The sequence below is a fragment of the Bacillus sp. RAR_M1_44 genome (assembly GCF_020165935.1).
In the GTDB taxonomy this organism is placed as follows: domain Bacteria; phylum Bacillota; class Bacilli; order Bacillales; family Bacillaceae; genus Bacillus; species Bacillus altitudinis.
On the sequence record NZ_JAIUKX010000002.1, the window covers coordinates 305691 to 327471 of the forward strand.

Sequence of the window (21781 nt, forward strand, 5' to 3'; positions counted from 1 at the left end):
TGGATAAGGGAGATCGAACGATCTCCCTTATTTGCTTATTCGAAATATACGTCAGTCAATGCTTCGGAACCAGTCGGATGCGGCTGGTAGCCTTTTAAATCTTTAGATGCTGCAAGCATTGGAATTGAATGGACTAATGGAATCCAAGGCGCTTCATCATGAATGATTTCTTGAGCTTCTTGATATAATTCATTTCGCTTCTTTTGATCCGTATCGGTCTGCGCTTCAATGAGGATGTCATGCATTTTATCGTTTTGGAAGAATGTATAGTTGTTACCGCCAATACTGTCTTTATCTAATAATGTATAGATGAAATTATCAGGATCGCCATTGTCCCCTGTCCATCCTAATAAGAACACATCTGCTTCGCCTTTACTTGCTTTATCTAAATAAGTCGCCCAATCATATGTGACGATTTCGGCTTTGACACCAACTTTTTCAAAGTTTGACTGAATGACTTCAGCTACCTTCATCCCGTCTGGCATATATGGACGCGGCACAGGCATTGCCCAAAGCTTGATGCGAAAACCGTCAGGGAAGCCTGCCTCTTTCAATAGTTCTTTTGCTTTTTCCGGATCATATGGATATGGCTCAATCTCGTCATTGTAGCCTTCTAATGACGGAGGAAGTGGATTTTTTGCTGGTTCAGCAAGCCCTCCATAAAACGACTCGATGATTGATTCTTTATCAACTGCATAATTGAGTGCCTGACGAACCAACTTGTTATCAAGCGGCTTTCTAGTCACTGTCAACCCGATATAACCTACGTTCATGGATGGTCTTTCAATCAACTGGAGCGCTTTGTCTGTTTTAATGCCATCTAAATCGGACGGATTGACGCCATCCATTAAGTCGATTTCGCCTGTTTTAAGCGCATTTAAACGAGCAGAGTTTTCAGGAATAGAGCGGAAGATGATTTGTTTCAGTTTTGGTTTATCTTTTTGCCAGTAATCTTCGTTCTTTTCTAAGACAATACGGTCGTTCTGCTTCCATTCTTTAAACTTAAATGGTCCTGTGCCCACTGGGTTTTCTCTAAATGAATCACCGCTTTTTTCAACTGCTGCAGGACTAGCGATACCAAATGGTGACATGGCGATGTTTTTCAGAAATGTTGCTTGCGGGCGTTTGAGTTGAAATTCAATTTCATGCTCTCCTTTGACGATGATGTCTTTAATGACATGCCCTTTATCTTTTTTATAGCCGCCAAACATGCCGTAGTAAGGAAATTTTTCGGCATCTCCATTCATCCAGCGGTCAAAGTTGAATTTTACTGCTTCTGCATTAAAGTCTGTACCATCGTGAAATTTCACACCTTCTCTTAAGTAGAACGTGTACGATTTTCCGTCCTTCGCAACATCCCATTCTGTTGCGAGGCCCGGATGGATGGTCGTGTCTTTTTCACCGTAATTCAAAAGTTTTTCAAACATATTCTCTGTGACCTTGAAGGTTTCGCCTTCTGTTGTTGTAATCGGATCAAGTGATGTAGAGTCTCCTCCTCTACCGAATACGAGAGTATCTTTTGTGGCTTTTTCTTCTGATGTTGATGAAGATGAACAGCCCCCTAAAAATAACGCAAGTGCCAGCACAAAAATGAAACTACTGAATAACCATGTCTTCTTCATTGTGTTCCTCCTTTTGATATAAATAACACGCAGCTGCATGACCTGTTTCCTCCTCATACAAAGGCGGAACAGCTTGCAAGCATTGCGCCCACCTTTTTGGACATCTTTTATAGAAAGGACAGCCATCTTCTGACACCGGGGTGGATTCTTCCGCTGACACATCCTGCGTTTCCAGCACGTGATCCATATGTGGAATGGATTTCAGAAGAAGCGATGTATAAGGATGAAGCGGCTTGTGAAATACGTCCTCCGCTGGACCCATTTCTACAATACGGCCAGCGTACATCACTGCAATTCGGTCGCTCATATACTTGACAACGCCTAGATCGTGAGAAATAAACAAGTACGTCAGAGAAAGCGTCTTTTGCAATTCGAGCATTAAATTCAATATTTGCGCTTGAACCGATACATCTAAAGCGGAAACTGGCTCATCGGCAATCACAAGACTTGGATGAGTAATTAGCGCCCTAGCAATTCCAATACGCTGCCTCTGACCTCCGCTGAATTGGTGCGCATAACGGTCTCCATAGGATGGGTCAAACCCAACAATGTGCAGCATCTCTTTCACCCGCTTTTGTCTTTCTGCTTTTGTTCCATGTTTATGAACAATGAGCGGTTCTTCTAAAATGTCTTTGATTTTCATTCGTGGATTTAAGGAAGCGTATGGATCTTGGAAAATCATTTGAATGTCTTTTCTGAAGGAACGCATGTCTCGTTCTTTCAGAAGCGTCACTTCTTTTCCTTTCATTTGGATTGAGCCAGAAGTCGGTTCGATTAATCTCATTAAGCTTTTGCCAAGGGTGGATTTCCCGCAGCCAGATTCGCCCACAATGCCGAGCGTCTCTCCTTCTTTCACGTGAAAGGACACTTGATTTAAAGCCAAAGTCGTCTGTTTGTGATTAGAAAAAAATGCCGATGTGTCATAACGCTTCGTCAGTTGATTCACTTGCAGCAGTGGGTGATTCAGTGTCTTCTCCTCCTTCCATTAGAAAACATGCGACGCGGTGATTGTGTGAAATGGATTGTAAAGATGGGTCTTTTTCAAGACATTGCGTCATTTGATATGGACAGCGTGGTGCAAATTGACAGCCGGACCGAATAGCTCCTGGCTTAGGTACATGACCCGCAATAGACATGAGTTTTTCTTTTTTCTCTTTAAATGATGGAACAGAGGCGAAAAGACCTTTCGTGTAGGGGTGCAGAGGTTTTTGAAAAATACGGTCAACGGTTCCTTCTTCTACGATTCGACCGGCATACATAATCATGACACGCTGGCATATTTGCCGCACGACGCCTAAATCATGAGTAATAAATAAAATAGCGGTGTCCATCTCTTCATTTAACTTTTTGAGCAAACGAAGAATTTGTGCTTGGATGGTGACATCAAGTGCAGTCGTTGGTTCATCTGCAATCATGAGCTTTGGGTGACACAGCATCGCCATCGCAATCATCACACGCTGACGCATGCCGCCCGATAGTTCATGTGGATATTTTTTGAGTAATGACGCTGCTTGTTTCAGGCCTACCGTTTGAAGCAAATCTACTGCCTTCACTTTTGCTTCTTTTTGGCTGATGGCCTGATGTGTGAAAAGGGCTTCTGTCATTTGCTTGCCGATGGTCATGAGTGGATTGAGAGAAGTCATGGGTTCCTGGAAAATCATTGAGATGTCATTCCCTCTGACCTCTCGCCATTGTTTCTCCGAAAGTGACAGCAGGTTTTGACCTTCAAATTGTATGTGACCTGTTGTTTCTGTTTGGTGATTCAGCCCCATTAAAGACATCGATGTGATGCTTTTCCCGCAGCCAGATTCGCCCACAATACCTAAGGTTTCTCCTTTTTGAATAGAGAATGAGATGTCATGAACGATCGGCACTCTCTGCTTTTTTTGCTGAAAGGCAATGGACAGCTGTTTGACATCTAGCAATACTTCTTGTTCTTTCACATCTTCACCACCCCGTCATACTTTTTAAAATTGTATTGAGACAAGCTGGGAAATATGTCATGTTTTTGACAAGCATAAAAAAGCCTATCCGCTAGAATCGGATAGGCTTCTACTAATTTAATGTTTGAATGGTAAATAGATGGCGATAGTGGCTGTCTCGGTTCATTAATTCTTCATGTGTTCCTTTTTCCACAATCTCGCCTTGTTCCATGACCACAATGAGGTCCGCATGTGTAATCGTTGATAAACGGTGCGCAACTATAAAAGTTGTGCGATCTTTTGCCAGCTTTTGCATCGCTTCTTGAATGTAATGTTCACTTTCTAAATCAAGTGCAGACGTCGCTTCGTCTAAAATAAGCAGCGGTGGATTTTTAAGAAATACCCTTGCAATTGAAATTCGTTGTTTTTGACCGCCTGATAGCTTTACGCCACGTTCTCCTACTTTCGTGTCATATCCTTCAGGAAGAGACATGATAAAATCATGCGCATTAGCCGCTTTGGCAGCCGACACAATTTTCTCAAAGGATGCTTCCGGGTCTCCCACAGCGATATTTTCTTTTATGGTGTCACTGAATAAGAATGTATCTTGGAGCACCATTCCGACTTGATTACGCAGGCTTCTTGCCTTGTACTCTTTAATATCAATGCCGTCAATTTCGAGTGATCCGCTTGTGACATCATAAAATCTTGGAATTAAGCTGACGAGTGTCGACTTCCCTCCGCCGCTCATTCCTACAAGCGCAACAGTTTGACCTTTTTCTACTTTCAAGGAGATATTGTGTAAAATCTCTTCCTGTGTATGTTCGTAACGGAACGTCACATCTTTAAATTCTACCTCTCCTTTTAAGTGATTGGCTTCTTTTGCATTGGGCTTGTCTGTTACTTCATACGGTTCATCAATAAACTCAAAAATACGATCCATTGATGCTACTGACTGAGTTAAAGTCGTCGATGAGTTAATGAGACGACGAATCGGGTTGTACATCCGGTCAATGTAGCCGACAAAGGCAATCATTGTCCCAATTGAAAGCGACCCGTTAATGACGGTATAGCCAGCAAAAGCAATGATGAGCAGCGGCGCAATGTCTGTGATCGTATTGACGACGGCGAATGTTTTGGCATTCCAATTCGTATGATTGATCGCTTTGTTTAAGAAATTTTTATTTTCATCGTGAAAATTCTCTTGTTCGTATTCTTCAATCGCAAAGCTGCGAATGACAGGCATTCCTTGTACTCGCTCATGCAGGTGCCCTTGTACCTCAGCCAGTGCCTGCGACCGCTCTTTTGTCAGCTTGCGAAGCCGTCCGTAAAAATACTTCACTGCTAACGCATACAGCGGAAAAATAATGACAGACACAATGGTGAGTTTAAGATCCAGTGTACACATAATGGCGATCACAATCAGGACGGTCATCAAATCAAGCCAAATGTTCATAAGCCCTGTGATGACAAATTCCTTTGTTTGCTCCACATCGTTGATAACCCTTGAAATAATTTCCCCTGTTCTCGTGTTGGCGTAATAACGAAGGCTTAGCTTTTGAATGTGCGAGAACAGTTTTTCCCGAATATCAAATAATACTTTACTGCCTGTCCACTGCGCATAGTATTGTCTGTAGTACTCAACAGGCGGTCTCATCACTAAAAATAATACAAGCATGATTCCCATAATAATAAAGAGAGTGGATGTTTTTTCTTCAGCCGATCCAGAGCCTTGAATCACATCATCAATGACATACTTTAAAAGCAGAGGCAATGTTAAGGGAATCGAGAACTTAATCATTCCGATCACCATTGTCAATGCAATCTGTTTTTTATACGGTGTTACAAAAGCCATGTAACGTTTTATGACCCCCATGTAAATCTCCTTCCCAATCTATCAGTGCCTCTTATCCGTACGCAGTCAAAAACCTGTTGGCTTTGAAAAGCCAAACAGGTTTTAGCTGCTGTTACTTATTTTGTATAACGCAAAAAACGTTCATACCACATATCCACAAATTCTGGAGCAAACGGTCCCTTCCGCTGGTGAATCCAATGCAGTAATGTATTTAGATGCTCTCGTAAGATACTATCGATTTCTTTTGGATAATTCATCTGCCTCTTATGATCTGCATATTCATCCTCATCCAAAATATTATACGTCATGTCCGGAAAGACTTTGACATCTAAGTCGTAATCAATATACTTAATCGCCTCTTCATCTGTCGCAAAAGGAGAGCTGATGTTGCAGTAATAATACACCCCATCATCTCGAAGCATCCCAATGACATTAAACCATTGTTTTGCATGAAAATAGCAAATAGCCGGTTCTCTTGTCATCCATGTTCGGCCATCGGATTCAGTCACCATTGTTCGATCGTTTGCACCAATGATACACAATTCCGTTGCTTTCAGAATGGTGGTTTCATTCCAAATCCTGTGGATCAAGCCATTATGTTTATAGCTTTGAATTTGGATGGTTTCTCCTTCCTTGGGATAGCCCATATTTTCTCCCCTACTTTCTATAACAAACAAACCTAACAGTCCAAAGACCTAATTTCCCAACTAAACATGTCTCTATTATATTATACCGTTACATCATTAAAAAATGAAATGAAAAAGCCATTCAACCCAATTGAACGGCACACTCTTTTACATCACGGTTGAGCTTTTCTCCATTTGTTTATACGAATTGATGACTTGTTCAGTCTGTTTTGTAAATAGTGTTTGGACTTTTTGCAGTTCCTCTCGTTTCTGTTTGATTTGATCATGAAGCTTATGCCGCTCTTCCTTTTTTTCACCTTGCAGCAATCTTTTTTCTGTCTCTAAGTACAGATCGAGTTCTCCTTGTACATCGAGCAGCTGATCCATAAGCTGCATTTGTTCTCTGACTAGCTGGTCGAAATCAGACATCTAACTCCTCCCTTTCATTCGTATCGACTTTTTGTATCTATACCATTTCTTGAAAGAAGGAAGAAGTCCTTTGACTGTTTATGTAGAGGTTTTACAGGTTTTGTCGGATGGTGGAAAGAGGCAAAAAGAAAAGCACTTCATTCGTAGATGAAGTGCTTCCCTCTGTTTCAGTGATTAGCTGTTTTGTTGTTTGTTTTGCTCAGCTTTTTGGTTGTATTTTTTTACGTGCTGTGCGTCAGTCTCGCTAGCAAATTCAGTGCCGTATTGACCGCCTTGTGCAGCAGCTTGGTTTTGTTTTTTCACTTGTTGTGCGTTTGTTTTGTTTTGTTGTTTATCCATCATTATCACCTCCACGCACATTAATTTGTGCAGAAGGTGTACATCTTATTCATTATTTTTTTAAACAAGCAAAGAACGTCCGCCATCGACGATAATCGTCTGTCCTCTAATCATATCTGCTTTGCCTGATACAAGGAATTCTACACTGTCGACCATGTCTTTAATTTCCACCATACGGCCTGCTGGTGTATTTTTCTTGGCATCTTCTAATAGCTCTTCACGATTTGGGAAGTGCTTGAGTGCATCTGTATCGATGGCGCCGCCTGATACGGCATTTACGACGATATTTTTTTGTGACAACTCAACGGATAGATAGCGTGTCAAAGCTTCTAGTGCTGCTTTAGATACACCGACCACCGTGTAGTTTTCAAGGTAGCGAATAGAGCCTAGTGAGCTAATGCTGACGATATGTCCGCCTCCGTTTTTCTCCATTAATTTGGCTGCTTCTTGTCCGCAGAATAACAAGGCTTTCGCATTGATATTCATGGTCCAGTCCCAATGATTTTCTTCAAGATCCATGATTGGACGCTGAACGCCAGATGCCGCATTGTTCACAAATACGTCTAAACGGCCAAACGTTTCGTCAATTTGCTGGAACATGTCTTTGATTTTCTCTGGCTGACCAACGTTGGCTTTGACAACTAATGTTTTAACACCCATCGCTTCAATTTCTTCAGCTGTTTCAAGTGCTGCTTTTTTGCTTCTTGCATAGTTAATGACAATGTCATATCCTTTTTCAGCCAGGCGAAGGGCTACTTCTTTCCCGACACCTCTACTGCTGCCTGTAATTAGTGCACATTTACGCTTGTTCATTATGGTTCATCTCCTGATTTGAATAGTTTTCGTCCATTCGCTTCACACTAATAGGAAAGTTCCTATTAGGAGGTTACATTCATGTATGTCGGACGCGATTTAAGCCAGCTTGGCATGATGTCAAAGGATCAATGGAAAGATACTGAGCTTGCTTTTTTTCATCATGCTTTCCAACAAATTTTACCTTATTTAAACGAAGAAGGGCAATCTAAGTATCGAGAAATCATTTCTGAAATTGAAAACCGCGGGGGGCTGCACCGAAATGAAGCCGATTATACCCATGGTACAACGGTTAAATATGACTAGGCTGTTCAAGTGCCATCTTCCATATTTTTTGATGTGAGACTGGCAAAGCATATGCCTCAAATTCTTCTGTTGTGACTTTTTTCAGCATCGTGTCATTAGATACAGAGGTCACACGTCCAAAGAAAACAGAAATATTCCAGATGAGGTGGGTAAATACATGTTGAATGGTGCCTTCTAAATCACCAAGTTCTGCTTGTACACCCGCTTCCTCTTTTAAGAAATCAATCAGCTGCTCTTTTTCCGTTTTTCTTCCCTTCATTGTTTCCATGTTTGGGAACTCCCATAAATTCGCAAGCAGACCTGTACTTGGACGCTTATGAATATAGAGGTGGCCTGCATCATCAAATAACACCACCGCTGCCATTGATTTCGCAGTCGGCTTTTTCTTTTTACTTTTCACCGGCAGCTCATGCTGAACGCCTTCCTCCAGTGCTGAGCAATGCATGTTTACAGGACAAATGAGGCATGCAGGAGAGGTTGGGGTGCAAATAAGTGCACCTAGCTCCATTAGCCCTTGATTGAATTCTGACGGCTTTTCCCGGGAAATGAGCTGATCAACCGCAAATTCGAAAATGTTTCTCGTTTTTGGTTTTGCAATATCATCCCATATGGACAAGATACGGGAAATGACCCTCATCACGTTGCCGTCTACCGCAGGGTATGGCTTGTTATAAGCGATACTCAGCACTGCGCCGCTCGTATACGGACCTACACCTTTCAGCTTTGAAAATTGTTCTTTCGTATCAGGGACAACGCCCTCGTAGGATTCATAGACTTCTTTCACAGCAGCCTGTAAATTACGCACTCTTGAGTAGTAGCCCAGACCTTCCCATGCTTTCATGACCTTTTCTTCATCAGCTAAAGCAAGATCTTTCACCGTCGGGAATTGCTCCATAAACCGGTTGAAGTACGGAATGACCGTATCCACTCTCGTTTGCTGGAGCATCACTTCTGATACCCAGACGCGGTATGGATCTTGATTTTCACGCCATGGAAGTGTTCGTTGTTCTTTTTCATACCAATCGATTAAATCATGCTGAAAACCCGCAATATCTTTGCGGTCCAGCTTTTCTTGAATGTCTTTCATCTCTATACTCCTTCTTATCGAACCGAGAGCTAACGTTCTGAAAAGAACCTTATTTGTTGTATACTGTTTGTAGATACGTTAACATGTTACATTAAATCGGGATAAAGCAAAAGTGATTTTGCACATAGTCTTGATGAGAAACGTATACTTTGTATGATTGTTCCTAAGCATGACAACTAGGAGGTAATCAATTGGACACTGGTACTCATGTAGTAATGGGCATTTCTCTTGGGGGACTTGCGCTTTTAGATCCAGCCGTCAGCGCAGATCCACACATGGCACACGCCGTGATGATCGCGACCATCGCCGGCTCCCAAGCACCAGACATTGATACTGTGCTAAAACTAAAAAATAATGCAGTTTATATAAGAAATCACCGGGGATTTACTCATTCCATTCCGGCTGTACTGTTTTGGTCATTGCTAATTCCTGCTGTGATTTTCCCATTTGTGCCGGGGGCGAATTTACTTCACCTTTGGTTATGGACACTATTAGCCGTCGTGCTTCATGTGTTTGTCGATATATTCAATGCATACGGCACACAGGCCATTCGTCCTTTTTCAAAGAAATGGGTAGCGCTTGGGATCATTAACACGTTTGATCCGTTTATCTTTTTTACCCATCTTGTCGCCATTGTCGTTTGGGCGATTGGCGTGCATCCCGGCTATACGTTTATTACGCTGTATGCCGTGATTTTCTGTTATTATATCGTCAGGGTCATCATGCAGCTTCAGATTAAACGTCAGCTGCGTGCACGATTCGATGAAATTGAAGACATTATTATTTCGCCTACGATGAAGTTCAGACAATGGCGCATTGCCGTGAAATGTAAATCCTCTTTCCATGTTGGACGCAGTATGAATGGTGAGATCATCATTTTAGACACCTTTAACCGTGTGCCGGTCCCTGATACAGAGATTATGAAAATTGCCAAGCAAGACGAAAACATTTCAGCCTTTCTCTCCTTCTCCCCTGTCTACCGGTGGGAAGTGGATAAATACAAGGATCATTATGAGGTACGGTTCATTGATTTGCGCTACCGCAGCAAAGGTCACTATCCTTTTGTCGCGATCTGCCATATCGACATGGACCACCAAATCAAAAATTCCTATACCGGCTGGATTTTCAGTGAAGAAAAACTGCAAAAAAAATTAAGACTCGGCTCTGTGTGAGCGAGTCTTTTTTTGTGCTTACATCTTCGTCATATATTCCACAATAAACTCCCAAAAGCCAGGTCCTTCTTGGTAAATCAGCCAGTCTACTTTTTCGATGAGTTTGATATAAAGTTCTTGTTCGAGGTCTTCTCTTTCTTGATATGCCGTGTTTTGTAGTTTCTTTTTGATCATGGGTGTGAAGGTTTCAATGAGTTCTTCTATTTCTCCATTGGTGATTTTGTCTTCTTGCACGGACATCTCCCCCTGTTTCTTCTTTTAGTTTGTTGAGTGCTTTTTTGTGGATATTTGAGATGTTTTGTCTTGATTCACCCAGCCGATCGGCTATTTCCTTCATCGTTTGACCATCGACATAGATTTGGGTTAAGACCATTTTTTGTTTGTCTGTGAGCTGCTGGTAGGCCTTGTACAATCTTTTGTCTTGCAGGTGCTCCCCTAAGTCTTGTTGGTTAAAGAGCACAGCTTCATACATATCTGTTTGAACAGGATCTTTCACTTCTTGCGTATCAGGATGATCGAGTATGAGCGGAAAACGCTGCTGCTTTTTTTTCACTCGTTTGTCAAAGTCGACTGAAAAAATGCGGATCATTGTGGAAATATACTTGATGATGCGGATTTTTTGATAAAACTGCTTGAACTCGGAATCTAGTTTTTTCGCATTTTCCTCGTTTGGCTCTTCCATGACTTGCCGGAGCAGCTGCTGGTTTTTAGGATTGCTTAAAAACTGCTGAATGAGCGGGTGGTCAACGATTTCCTTCCATTTTGCTTTCAATAACAGCCGATAATCCATGTGCATCCTCCCCTTTGTTCTCTCTACTTGCATTAAGTGGACAAAAGTTAAAAAAAGTAAACTTTGTGAAACGGGTCTAATGGTTCATTTTCTCCCCCTTTGATTTCCTATTTCTTCTTTCATACCACTTATAGAGAAGACGAGCATCCGCTGGGAGGTGAGACAAATGGAGACCTTTTTTTCGGAGGAATGGCTGAAGCAGCTCGGTCAGGCTGGTTTCCCTGCCATTTTGACGGTTTATTTGCTGACACGCTTTGAACGAAAGTTTGATGAATTAAGCAAGCTCATCCAACGATTGGTCGCTGCTCAAAAAAATGATGAATCAGATTGACATCTTCTTGATTCGTTTCACCTTATGAAAACGAGGGCGAAATGAAAGGCCTTTTGTCACCTCACACAATACGATGTTGAAAGGGGATTTTATCATGAGTGAAAAGCAAAATGGGGTACCGCAGCCGATTCGAGGAGAAAAAGGAGCAACAGTCAAAATTCCACGTAATCTCGAGCGAGACAGACAAAACCCAGATATGCTCACGCCACCAGAAACCGATCATGGAACGGTTCCCAACATGAAATATTCTTTTTCTGATACGCACAACCGTTTAGAAAAAGGTGGTTACGCAAGAGAAGTCACGGTGCGTGAACTGCCAATCTCTAAAAGTCTTGCCTCTGTGAACATGCGGCTAAAGCCTGGTGCGATTCGTGAGCTGCACTGGCATAAGGAAGCGGAATGGGCGTACATGATTTATGGGGAAGCCCGGATTACATCGGTTGATGCAGAGGGACGCAATTTTACAGAGGATGTGACCGAGGGTGATTTATGGTACTTCCCTTCAGGCTTGCCGCATTCTATTCAAGCACTTGAACCGGGAGCTGAATTCTTGCTTGTGTTTGATGATGGTTCCTTCTCGGAAAATAGTACGTTCCAAGTGACTGATTGGCTTGCCCATACGCCAGAGGAAGTTGTGCTCCAAAACTTTGGAATGACAAAGGAGCAATTTGAAAAACTGCCAGAGAAAGAGAAGTATATTTTCCAAAAAGGAATTCCTGGTTCCCTTGAATGTGACAAGGTGCAAACAGAGCAAGGAGAAGTTCCGAATTCCTTTAAATATGAGCTGTTAAAACAAGAGCCAATTACGTCAAGCGGTGGACAAGTGTGGATTGCGGACTCTACCAATTTCAAAGCGTCTAAAACGATTGCCTCCGCTCTTGTGAAAGTTGATCCAGGTGCCATCCGTGAGCTGCACTGGCATCCAAATACGGATGAATGGCAATATTTCATTTCTGGCAAGGCACGAATGACGGTCTTTGCTTCTGATGGACATGCGAGAACCTTTAACTATCAGGCGGGAGACGTTGGCTATGTGCCATTTGCGATGGGGCATTATGTAGAAAATACAGGCGACGAACCGCTTTATTTCTTAGAAATCTTTAAGAGCGATCATTATGCAGATATTTCACTCAATCAGTGGCTTGCGGTTACACCGAAACAGCTTGTTCTTGATCATTTAGATCAAGGCGAAGAATTCTTGAAATTGCTTGATACTGAAAAACATCCTGTCATCGCTGCCCCTAAAAAAGAGGATTAATTCCACCTTCCTGCAAAAAGGCTGTCCTTTTTGCAGGTATCTTCATGTAAAGGAGTGTTGTTTACCCATGCAACAATCTGTTCACGCTTTATGGCAAGGGCTGAAATGGCTCATGGCGCTATCAGCTGTCTGTTACATATTTTTGTTGTTTTGTGTGCTGTTCTTTCATTTGACCGGAGCTTTTTATCAATCGATTTTATCGTTGATTCTGTTTATGGGCATCTATGTTGTACTTGGGATCTCTTTTGAACATCTGGAACACGTGCTCATGCGGTTTGTTCGTAAGTGTCGGTCCAAAAAACGATCCATCATTTTCTATGCCGTTTTATTTCACCTTTTGTTTATTTGGGGTGCTGTCTACTTATCAGATGAATTGGTTGACGGCATTTTGCTGACTACTTCTGAAGAAATTCTCTTTGCGCTAAGTCTTTGGCTATTTCATTTTTTGTTTGATTATGCGTCGTTTTCGTTTGATAAGGAAGCTTCGTGAGGCGCTATCGTCTTTCTGTAGAGAGCGCTTGTTTGACCTGCTCCATATGATGGAGATCATGTTTAATCAAACCTTGAAAATAACTTAATAACGTCAGCTCGGTTTGACCGATCAGAAAGGGTGTAGTCCAGCGAGGTGCTTCGATTTTCTTCATTTCTTGAAGCAATTTTGTTCTAACAGCAATAAATCGCCCGATCGTCTCGCTTCTCGCTTCGTGTCTTGCCCTTTCGGCTGACTGCTGATTCATTTTGTGCACATCAGGAGCTTGAGGTAATGACCGATCGTTCCAAAATTCCTTTAGGCGATCGTGTAAAATAAATTCATCCCACGGAACGAAATGTGCGATGATCTCAGCCATGCTCCATTTTCCCTCAGCGATGGCGCTGCGCCATTCTTCTTCTGTTACTTTCGTTAGTGACTGTACCCATTCAAGGGTGTGTTCATAGTGTTTTATCACGGTGTCTTTGTTCATGTTTTGCTATCCCCTTCATGTTTTTAAAAGAAGTTGATCAGAAATTGGTTAGTTTCATTCTTGCGAAATCATTTATAACATATTATCATATACTTTAATTACCAAATGAAGAGGGGGAATTGTGATACGCTGTCCTATATGAAAAAGCTTATTTTTTTACACTAAAATAAACCGACCGGTCTGTTTATAAAATAGGAGGGAATATAATGAAATCTCAAAATGTGATTATTATCGGCAGTGGTGTAGCAGGATTGGCTACTGCTTTATTTTTAAAAAAGGCTGGAATGGAAAGTACGATTTATGAAAGCAGGTCAGATGAAGAATTAGAAACAGGAGCAGGTTTTTTACTATCTCCGAATGGGGTAAAGATTTTGGATGGAATCGGGTGTAAAAATGAAGTGATAGCAAATGCAACCGTGATAAAGAAGATCCAGCAAATAAACAGTGAAAATGAAGTAGAAGCGATCTTTCACAATTATAGCGAAAAATATTATGATGCCCCTTTACTGAACGTCATGAGAGACCAAATCATCAAATCACTTTTAAAAGAAGTTCACCGCCAAGGAATAGAAGTGAAATACAACAAAAAGTTAATCTCAATCACACAGCAGCCTCATTCCGTTCAGGTTCTTTTTGATGATGAAACTGTGATAACAGGTGATATTGTAATAGGAGCAGATGGAACTTTTTCGAAAACAAGAGAGGCTATTGCGTTTAATGCTAAATTAGACTATAGCGGTTTTTGGGGACTACAAGGAGTATCGTTTGTGAAGGATTTTGTATTGGATGAGGCAACAAGTTATTTTTACAATGACGGAAACTTTCAATTCATTTTTGGGAAAGCGCATCCAACAAATAAAATGAATATTTTATGGCAAGCTTTCTCTCAGTGTCCTGAGAAGTTACCTACAAAACATTTTGAGAAAGCCAATCAAGAAACCATCCGACAGTTATTATATAAACAAATGGAACATTGGAACATTCCTAAACACCTTTCTGACATCATCGATCATACAAACATGTTCTTTCCAAGAAGTATCTATGAAATAAAGGATTTTCCTGTGTGGTCAAAAGGACGTGTTGTTCTTGTAGGTGATGCGGTACATACGGCGAACCCTTTTGTTGGTCAAGGAGCATCGTATAGTCTAGAAGATGCCATGCTCATAGCAAAGATGCTAAGGGATCATGATTATCGAGATGCGTTCTATTATTATGAAAAGGATCGAAGAAAGAGGACAGAAGAATTGAATGCGCTATTTCAGCACATGAGTATTCAAAACGATATTGATAAAAAAATGAACGAATACACGATTGAATGGGATGAAGAAACTTACGTATGAGATGAAAGATAAAAAAACACCACTTATGCTGAAAAGTGGTGTTTCTTGTTTTTTCTCCGTGCATATAAAATCGCAACGATCAAACTGACGAGTGAAATCAATGCGAGAATTCTGATATAAGGCGGATAGTAAGTTAGCACGATCTCGTTTTTGCCTTTTTCTATTGGAAAACCGATAAACGCATAATTGGCTTGTTCAATCTCGGTTTGATGGCCGTTCACCGTGAGCTCCCAGCCTTTTTCATATGGAACAGGCAGAATCATATAATCATCGCCGCGCTTGTTCTCATAAGAAATCGTAAAGCGGTTATTTTTAAGCTTCACCTGCTGGCTGCCATCATCCTGTTTTTCTTTTTCATATGCCCGCGCAAGGGTGCGGTAAGGTTCATGATACAGCTTTAATTGACTCAGCTCATACGTCCCTTTTGGAACTCGTATGGAAAGGATTTTTCCCGCAGGGACTCGGATCGTCACGTCATTAACGCCTGTTTTGTAGATAGACGTATTGCTTTTGCGTGATGTGACGTAGTCATCTACAGATAACTGAAACCCTTCGTTACGGTCGGTCCGCTTCACATAAAAGCTCACATACACATCCCCCACGCGAGCGATATCATCTGGAAGGGTGATATTCAGCCCGCCCGTTTTCCCGTATACATCAAGCACGCCATTTTCGTATACCGCTTGTTCAGTATGAATGTTTGTATCCTTTATTCGATCAGGCGATTGGTCGATTTCAGCATTTCCTTTTTTGTTTAAGATCACACCTTGCAACATCGCATGTTCTTTATCAAGTGCTGACGCATGCTCTAGTGACTTTTCTGAATAGACGGTACTCGTTGTTCTTGCAAATGGGAGCGGACGTGTATTTTCATACACTTCATAATGTTCGCTTTCCAATATGGGCTTAAAATAAACCGGCGGTGAGAAAGACATCGATTTGTCTCTCATATAATACTTCCCGTAGGTCAAACTGTATAAATTCGCTCTGTCCCCCATTGTTGCATACCGGCTGACACTTTCCCGTCCCATATCAATTTGCAGGTCATTCCAGTAGAAATGGAGCAGATGCTGATTCAATATACTTGAATACGCACTCATGCCTTGAAAGCCTTCAAATAACGGGGTGTTGTTGCGCACGCCGTTCATCCAATCAATCCGGGCAAGCGGATCTTCTTTTGAGCGGCTTTGAATCTGCTGAATGAGCTTCATTTGCTCATGTCCAGCATACGCCTCACTATTCAGATACGTATCTGATACGCTCTTAATATTGCTTCTTTCAAATAAGTAGCCCTGCTGATACACGCCTGCTGTCAGTAAGCTCACAACGATGAGCACAGCTGACAAGAGATGAAGGTGCAGACGTTTCCCCGCATGTATCGAGAGGAAGAACAAGCTGATCACAAGCAGTCCTATTCCGGTAAATACAACAACATCCATATTTCCCTTTGCTCGTTCTGAAAGGGCGACTGCGAGAAGGAATACAATCCAAGCGCCTAAAACCGCACGTTTTTTCCACTTCCACTCCATTTGCGAGAAATGCTTGATGGTGATGGCTACGACTGCTCCGACTGTAAAAGCAAGAATATATTCAAATCTGTACTGCGGTGCAGAAAAACCATTAAACACGCTCGCCATCTTTGGACTGTAGTGAAAAATGATCAGCAGAACACTGATCGATGTGAACATGAAAAACCATCTGTTCCGGTATAGCGGAACGAGAAACAGACAAATCAGAAAGATGACCGGCAATAAGTACACCCTGCTTGTAAACAGCAGATGATCATGCAGCGCAAACCAAGGAATTGCCTGTTCATACGGCGGTCTTACATTATTGAGAAACCCGTAAACAGACGGGATAAAAAAGGCAGCACTGATCCCAAACGATAACAACGTAGAGATCGCAAGGGTCCAGAACACCTTCCAGCCTCGCTCCTCGCTTTGAAGCTTAATCATATATCTGAAGACGAGATAAATGGCTAAAAAGATAAAGTGAATGTAAGCAAAGTAAAAATTGTTGATCAGCATGAGACTGCAAGCCGCAATAAACCATGCCGGCTTGCCTGTTTTAAAAATCCGTTCAACCCCGAGCACAAGCAGCGGAAGCCACATCATGCTGTCGGTGAAAAACTCCCAAAACGTTTGATGCCGAAAGTACACAATAGACAGTCCGTAAATACCGGCACCTGTCAGCGCCCCCAGCCTATGTTGCACAATCGAAAGAAGCACACGATATGCGATGAACAGAATGACTGTCAGCTTGATCACACTCAGCCAAATAACAGCATTTGCCCAAAAGTGAATGTCTGTTGACTGTATAAGGTGAAGCGCATTTAACAGCCAGACAACAGCGACTGTGACCATAAAGACCATCGACGTTGTAAAATAATAACCTAATTGCGTATATGTACCGCCGCCTAGACCGAATTGATAGGAATAAAAGAAGTTCCCTTTGACGTATTCGTCATACAGCAGCTTTTTAAACGGGAGCATTTGCGAAATGCCATCCCCATCTCCCGTCATATATCGGCCTTGCGTATATTCATATAAGAAAAAGGAGTGTCCTAATAAAGCAAGAATGAGGCACAATCCAATGAGTATCCATCTACGTTTCATCATCTAAACCCTTTCTACAAAAGATCCACTGTTCATTGAAACAAAACAACCCAGCAAGCGATTCGTGCTTGCCGGTTATTTGACTCCACGTTATTTAAATAACTGCGTTAACACTCGGTCTTGTTCTTTTGAGCTTGTCTCTTGTTCCATGACATTTGATTCTTGAATTAAGTAATGCGGCCTCTTTTTCGTTTCATAGTAGATCCGGCCAATGTATTCTCCGATCACGCCTAGACTCAAGAGCTGGACACCACCGAGGAAAAGCACAGCTGAGATTAAAGTGAAATAACCCGGTACCATGATGCCCGTTCTGACGATTTGAATAAAGGTCGCCACGATGTAAATCAAAGAGAGAAATAAGATCAAAATACCCGTATAAAAACAAATACGCAGCGGGCGGTTGTTAAAGGAAATGACTCCATCAATCCCGTAGTTAAATAATTTCTTCAGTGACCATTTTGTATCACCGTGCTGTCTTTCCACATTTTCATAATAGATGACCTTTTCTTCAAAGCCAATCCAGCAAAAAAGGCCTTTTGAAAAACGATTTCCCTCTTTCAGCTGAAGCAATGCGTCGATCGCTTGACGGGAAATTAAGCGGAAATCTCCTACACCATCACGCAAGTCCACTTCGACCACCTTGTTCATCACTTTATAATACATCGATGATAGGTAAGAACGAAGCTTGCTGTCCCCTTTACGGTTTCGTTTGGCAATGACTTGATGATAACCTTCTTCGTAGCCTCTAACAAAATCCTGAATCAAATACGTTGGGTGCTGCAGGTCGGCGTCCATAATGATCGCAGCTTCCCCTTTTGCATGCTCAAGACCTGCTAAAATTGCAGCTTCTTTCCCAAAGTTACGAGAAAAGGAAATGTATTTGACTTTTGCACTTTTGTGAGAGAGCTCTCTCATGTATTGAAGTGTATTGTCTTTGCTTCCATCATTCACAAAGATGATTTCAAAGTCATAATGAAAATCGCGAAACTCTTCCTCGAGTGCCTCAAAGATTCGTCTGATGTTTTCACCTTCATTGTAAGAAGGAATTATAACAGAGAGCAGTTCCCGTTCCATATCGCACCTTCTCTTCACTTTTTTCACATAGTCTGTTATGTTCATTATTCCTTTTTTGTCAGAAAACGAAACCCTTTTTTATTATCCATAAATTTCATGTATCCTTAATCGTTACATTATATCAGAGTTTTATTTCCAGTGATTTTCACCAACATGAATTTAATGTAATTTTAAGTTTATCCATTGTAAAAAGCCTGTAATTTTGATCACAGACTGGGTATTGTTTCATAAAATTGTTTGGTCAATTATATATTTTCCTGTTTATTGAAAAAGATGAGTGGAAGTGAAAAGGGCAACCCTTTTAATGCAGCAGCCCTTTGTCGTTTTGTTGCAGATGCTCATTTGCCTTCGATTGTTTATTTTGAAATAAATGCAGCTGAGCGCCGTAGCTTTCAATCCATTCTCGGACAATCCGTTCAGTCGTTTCTTGTCCTTTATACTTGCGGCCAGCCTTTGCATAGGTTGTTTCAAAATCACTCCAAAGGAGCTCTACCCATGTACGTGCTTCTTCATATGTGAGCATATTGTTTTTTTCCATTAGTTGTTCGGTTAATCGCTCAAAATATTGTTCCATACTGGTTCCTCCTTCATCTAGCAGAAAGTGCCTTTTTAAAAAAATCTCTTTTTTCATATACTACCCTTACGTCTTCAAAAGACGCAAATGATTTGTATTGTTTGGAGGGAATCAGTATGCGTAATAAAGCAAAGGGCTTTCCAAATCAAGTGAATCACAAGTTTGAAGGCGAACCAGGGGCCACAGATGCTTATGCGTCTAAAAGGCCGAACGGTGAGACGAATACACGTCCACAGGAACGTATGAGGGCATCAGGGAAACGCTAATTTTTCCAAAGGGAGTGCTTGAGATATGAGTTCAAATGGGAAATCGTATATGGAAGACTTTGTTCAATTAAGAACAACCGCTTACCCTCAACCATGGGCGAATGCTAAACATTCTGCCTCTCAGGTCAACGGAGAAACGCAGCAAACGCAGCACGACATCGTACTTCAGAACAACGTCCGTAAACAACGTTCGAAGTAAAGAAAAGGACTGATCTCTAGGGATCAGTCCTTTTTCTTCTTACCTCAGCAAATGGCTATTGATCAGTCCTTTTGCGTAAGCATTGAAATCGGCAGGGCATCTTCTTTATTTGGCGCAGAAACTCTGTAGCCCCAAGCAAAAACACCATTTAAATAATCCACATAAAACTGCTCGTCTGTATCTTTGATGTGATAGGTCGTTTTCGTCTGAATAGCAGCTGGATCTAATAAATAGGCTTTCGCCATGTCAATTTTCCGCTCCAACACGGCATATTCATTCACAATGCCTAGCTGCTCAGCCTTTCTTGCTTTTTCAGAAAGAGCGGCAATCTCCTGCTTTAATTCGTATTCTGTCATTTCACTATAGCGCTTTTCCATCTGTCATTCCCCTTTGTCTAAAACGTGATCAATTGTATCAAGATCAAATCCTTTTCGGTAAAGGAATTGCTTCACTTTCATTTTTTTCTCAAATGATCCGTCATATCCTACCTTGCGTTTTGCCTTCTCAAGCATATAGTGAAGGGCTTCTTCTTCCTTTTCCTCTTCTTGTCCATCATAGGCTTCTTGAAGGGCTTTATCAATGATATCAAATGAAAATCCTTTTCGCTGAAGCTGCAATTTGATACGCTGTTCAATTTCTTTTGCGGACCGGTTTTTCTCTTTCTTAACCAGCTTCAGCACTTGTTTCACTGCTTCCTCTAGCTGCAAATCATTTGGATATTGCGATAGGGCTTGTTCGATGGTGTCATCGTCTATTCCTTTCAGCTTTAATTCTTTTTTTAGCACTGACGGGCCTTTGCTATTCGTTTTTCGGTGGGTGCTTACATATGCTTCTGCAAATTCAAGATCATTTACATACTTATAATGTTTTAATTTGTGTATAATTTCACTAATAGCAGGTGCTGGTATGTCTTTTTTCGTCAAATAATCGGTGACTTCTTTCACTGATCTCATCCGATACGATAAATAATCGACGGCCTGCTGAAATCCTTTTTTTACTGCATCACCGAATTGGATCTCTATGATATCGGCTTCGTCCAGCTCTTTTCCCTTTTTCAAATCATGCTGGACGAGCACATCTAGATCAACGCTAAAAGCGTACTTTTCATCAAGAAAGATGTTCACGCGTTCTGTATTGTTTTTCTGAGCAGAGATTTTCGTAATATAGGGCATCCTGTGATCACTCCTTTTTTCAAACAGTCAGGATGTTTCTTCTGATTCAAAATCGTGAAAGATATAGGTATGTATATGAGAGGAGAAGATGTCAATTGAATATCGCCATTACCGGAGGAACCGGGTTTATCGGCCAGCATGTCACAAAGGTGCTCGCAGCTGAAGGACATCATCTATATATTTTAACAAGAAATCCAAAGGAATCCGAACAAAATCATTTACACTATGTGCAGTGGCTGACAGAAGGTGCTAAGCCTGAACATGAATTGCCTGCGATTGATGTATGGATTAACCTTGCTGGAAAATCCATTTTCACACGCTGGACGGACAAAGCAAAAAAAGGCATTCTCTCCAGCCGTATTCAATCCACACAAGAAGTGAGACGAATTATAGAAGCGCAGGAATCGAAACCATCTGTGCTCATTCAAGCAAGTGCTGTCGGTATCTATGGCACTTCCAAGACAGAGGATTTTACGGAGGAGGCCCCTCCAGCCGATACAGACTTTTTAAGTCATACGTCAAAACTTTGGGAAGCTGAAGGGCAAAAAATTGAGGCGCTCGGTATTCGCACGGTTTATACACGCTTTGGGGTAGTGCTAGGAGAAAAAGGCACACTTCCTCTTATGACCTTGCCATACAAGCTGTTTGCCGGTGGAACGATTGGCTCTGGCTCGCAATGGGTATCTTGGGTTCATGTTGAGGATGTAGCACATCTCATTGCGTATGCCATTCTACATGATCACATATCAGGTCCACTCAATGTCACGTCTCCAAATCCTGTTCAAATGAAGCAGCTGGGGCAAACCATTGCATCTGTCCTTCATCGCCCTCACTGGCTGAAGGTGCCGTCCTTTGTCATCAAAACCGCACTTGGCGACATGTCATTGCTTGTATTAGAAGGCCAACGTGCTCTGCCGAAAAAGGCACTGCTGTCTTCTTATGAATTTTTACACCCTGAGCTAAAAGAAGCGATTTTGCATTCAGAGGAATAAATTTTGTCAAAAACACCCATCCTATTAAAAATGAGAT

At 41.7% G+C, this 21781-nt stretch carries 25 protein-coding genes and 1 pseudogene; 9 read left to right on the forward strand and 17 right to left on the reverse strand.

Features of this window, described 5'->3' with window-relative positions; genetic code table 11:
- Positions 1–35: 35 nt before the first annotated feature.
- From LCD34_RS15120 to fabL, 8 genes and pseudogenes are all read right to left on the reverse strand, one after another.
- Positions 36–1622, reverse strand: a complete 1587-nt coding sequence (locus LCD34_RS15120; protein ID WP_017358851.1) for an ABC transporter substrate-binding protein — start codon at positions 1620–1622, stop codon at positions 36–38.
- Complete coding sequence (locus LCD34_RS15125) at positions 1597–2574, reverse strand: ABC transporter ATP-binding protein (RefSeq protein ID WP_081038904.1); 978 nt, start codon at positions 2572–2574, stop codon at positions 1597–1599. Before LCD34_RS15125 ends, LCD34_RS15120 begins: the two co-directional genes overlap by 26 nt.
- Positions 2543–3565, reverse strand: coding sequence for an ABC transporter ATP-binding protein (locus LCD34_RS15130; RefSeq protein ID WP_224559680.1), 1023 nt, complete (start codon positions 3563–3565; stop codon positions 2543–2545). The genes LCD34_RS15125 and LCD34_RS15130 overlap by 32 nt, the downstream gene beginning before the upstream one ends.
- A 112-nt stretch (positions 3566–3677) precedes the next feature.
- The gene (locus tag LCD34_RS15135) at positions 3678–5420 is read right to left on the reverse strand and encodes an ABC transporter ATP-binding protein (RefSeq protein WP_041090773.1); all 1743 of its coding nucleotides are present in this window, start codon (positions 5418–5420) and stop codon (positions 3678–3680) included.
- A gap of 95 nt (positions 5421–5515) precedes the next feature.
- Positions 5516–6046, reverse strand: coding sequence for a DUF402 domain-containing protein (locus LCD34_RS15140; RefSeq protein ID WP_008341956.1), 531 nt, complete (start codon positions 6044–6046; stop codon positions 5516–5518).
- A 147-nt stretch (positions 6047–6193) separates the two neighbouring features.
- Positions 6194–6454, reverse strand: coding sequence for a YgaB family protein (locus tag LCD34_RS15145; RefSeq protein ID WP_017366881.1), 261 nt, complete (start codon positions 6452–6454; stop codon positions 6194–6196).
- Positions 6455–6628: 174 nt separating this feature from the next.
- Positions 6629–6778 (reverse strand): annotated as a pseudogene (locus LCD34_RS15150) (gamma-type small acid-soluble spore protein); the annotation flags it as partial.
- A gap of 75 nt (positions 6779–6853) precedes the next feature.
- Complete coding sequence (gene fabL / locus LCD34_RS15155) at positions 6854–7606, reverse strand: enoyl-[acyl-carrier-protein] reductase FabL (RefSeq protein WP_007496726.1); 753 nt, start codon at positions 7604–7606, stop codon at positions 6854–6856.
- An 81-nt stretch (positions 7607–7687) separates the two neighbouring features.
- Here fabL and LCD34_RS15160 point away from each other — a divergent pair, with 81 nt between their 5' ends.
- Positions 7688–7912 carry a hypothetical protein gene (locus LCD34_RS15160; RefSeq protein WP_008341962.1) on the forward strand — a complete coding sequence of 75 codons (225 nt, stop codon included), beginning with the start codon at positions 7688–7690 and terminating at the stop codon, positions 7910–7912.
- Here LCD34_RS15160 and mutY read toward each other — a convergent pair.
- Positions 7899–8999 (reverse strand): A/G-specific adenine glycosylase, encoded by a 1101-nt coding sequence (gene mutY, locus LCD34_RS15165; protein WP_224559682.1) that lies wholly within the window; start codon positions 8997–8999, stop codon positions 7899–7901. The two genes, LCD34_RS15160 and mutY, sit on opposite strands and share 14 nt — an antisense overlap.
- Before the next feature lie 191 nt (positions 9000–9190).
- Here mutY and LCD34_RS15170 point away from each other — a divergent pair, with 191 nt between their 5' ends.
- Positions 9191–10171 carry a metal-dependent hydrolase gene (locus tag LCD34_RS15170; RefSeq protein ID WP_224559691.1) on the forward strand — a complete coding sequence of 327 codons (981 nt, stop codon included), beginning with the start codon at positions 9191–9193 and terminating at the stop codon, positions 10169–10171.
- A gap of 18 nt (positions 10172–10189) precedes the next feature.
- Here the strand turns inward: LCD34_RS15170 and rsoA are convergent, their stop codons facing one another.
- Together rsoA and LCD34_RS15180 are read right to left on the reverse strand one after the other, a co-directional pair.
- Positions 10190–10411 carry a sigma-O factor regulator RsoA gene (rsoA, locus tag LCD34_RS15175; protein WP_171465112.1) on the reverse strand — a complete coding sequence of 74 codons (222 nt, stop codon included), beginning with the start codon at positions 10409–10411 and terminating at the stop codon, positions 10190–10192.
- On the reverse strand, positions 10359–10961 hold the full coding sequence (locus LCD34_RS15180) for a sigma-70 family RNA polymerase sigma factor (RefSeq protein ID WP_046343009.1): 603 nt from the start codon (positions 10959–10961) through the stop codon (positions 10359–10361). The genes rsoA and LCD34_RS15180 overlap by 53 nt, the downstream gene beginning before the upstream one ends.
- Before the next feature lie 166 nt (positions 10962–11127).
- Between LCD34_RS15180 and LCD34_RS15185 the strand changes: the two genes are divergently transcribed.
- The 3 genes from LCD34_RS15185 (at position 11128) to LCD34_RS15195 (ending at position 13040) form a co-directional block, all read left to right on the forward strand.
- Positions 11128–11292, forward strand: coding sequence for a YvrJ family protein (locus tag LCD34_RS15185; protein ID WP_073204399.1), 165 nt, complete (start codon positions 11128–11130; stop codon positions 11290–11292).
- Positions 11293–11386: 94 nt separating this feature from the next.
- A complete protein-coding gene (locus LCD34_RS15190; protein ID WP_048002115.1) occupies positions 11387–12550 on the forward strand; it encodes an oxalate decarboxylase family bicupin in 1164 nt (387 codons plus the stop codon).
- A gap of 67 nt (positions 12551–12617) precedes the next feature.
- Entirely contained in the window at positions 12618–13040 is a 423-nt protein-coding gene (locus tag LCD34_RS15195; RefSeq protein ID WP_224559692.1) for a regulatory YrvL family protein, read from the forward strand.
- Between the two features lie 4 nt (positions 13041–13044).
- Here the strand turns inward: LCD34_RS15195 and LCD34_RS15200 are convergent, their stop codons facing one another.
- A complete protein-coding gene (locus tag LCD34_RS15200) occupies positions 13045–13512 on the reverse strand; it encodes a DinB family protein (protein WP_224559693.1) in 468 nt (155 codons plus the stop codon).
- A 206-nt stretch (positions 13513–13718) separates the two neighbouring features.
- On the opposite strand from LCD34_RS15200, the gene LCD34_RS15205 reads away from it, so the two are divergent.
- On the forward strand, positions 13719–14852 hold the full coding sequence (locus LCD34_RS15205) for an FAD-dependent oxidoreductase (RefSeq protein WP_224559694.1): 1134 nt from the start codon (positions 13719–13721) through the stop codon (positions 14850–14852).
- A 23-nt stretch (positions 14853–14875) separates the two neighbouring features.
- Here LCD34_RS15205 and LCD34_RS15210 read toward each other — a convergent pair whose 3' ends face one another.
- The 3 genes from LCD34_RS15210 to LCD34_RS15220 all read right to left on the reverse strand — a co-directional run bounded on the left by LCD34_RS15210 (position 14876) and on the right by LCD34_RS15220 (position 19115).
- Positions 14876–17470 carry a YfhO family protein gene (locus tag LCD34_RS15210; RefSeq protein ID WP_224559695.1) on the reverse strand — a complete coding sequence of 865 codons (2595 nt, stop codon included), beginning with the start codon at positions 17468–17470 and terminating at the stop codon, positions 14876–14878.
- An 87-nt stretch (positions 17471–17557) separates the two neighbouring features.
- Positions 17558–18541 (reverse strand): glycosyltransferase family 2 protein, encoded by a 984-nt coding sequence (locus tag LCD34_RS15215; RefSeq protein ID WP_008341983.1) that lies wholly within the window; start codon positions 18539–18541, stop codon positions 17558–17560.
- Between the two features lie 301 nt (positions 18542–18842).
- Positions 18843–19115: a YfhJ family protein gene (locus LCD34_RS15220; protein WP_017366871.1), complete on the reverse strand. Its 273-nt coding sequence runs from the start codon at positions 19113–19115 to the stop codon at positions 18843–18845.
- A gap of 116 nt (positions 19116–19231) precedes the next feature.
- Here LCD34_RS15220 and LCD34_RS15225 point away from each other — a divergent pair, with 116 nt between their 5' ends.
- A complete protein-coding gene (locus tag LCD34_RS15225) occupies positions 19232–19381 on the forward strand; it encodes a small, acid-soluble spore protein K (protein WP_003217849.1) in 150 nt (49 codons plus the stop codon).
- Positions 19382–19406: 25 nt separating this feature from the next.
- Positions 19407–19580, forward strand: a complete 174-nt coding sequence (locus LCD34_RS15230) for a YpzG family protein (protein ID WP_003217811.1) — start codon at positions 19407–19409, stop codon at positions 19578–19580.
- A 62-nt stretch (positions 19581–19642) separates the two neighbouring features.
- On the opposite strand, the gene LCD34_RS15235 is transcribed toward LCD34_RS15230, so the two are convergent.
- Together LCD34_RS15235 and recX are read right to left on the reverse strand one after the other, a co-directional pair.
- Positions 19643–19957, reverse strand: coding sequence for a YfhH family protein (locus LCD34_RS15235; RefSeq protein WP_045034501.1), 315 nt, complete (start codon positions 19955–19957; stop codon positions 19643–19645).
- A 3-nt stretch (positions 19958–19960) separates the two neighbouring features.
- A complete protein-coding gene (recX, locus tag LCD34_RS15240) occupies positions 19961–20752 on the reverse strand; it encodes a recombination regulator RecX (RefSeq protein ID WP_017358838.1) in 792 nt (263 codons plus the stop codon).
- Positions 20753–20847: 95 nt separating this feature from the next.
- Between recX and LCD34_RS15245 the strand changes: the two genes are divergently transcribed.
- Entirely contained in the window at positions 20848–21744 is an 897-nt protein-coding gene (locus LCD34_RS15245; protein ID WP_224559696.1) for a TIGR01777 family oxidoreductase, read from the forward strand.
- Positions 21745–21781: the final 37 nt, after the last annotated feature.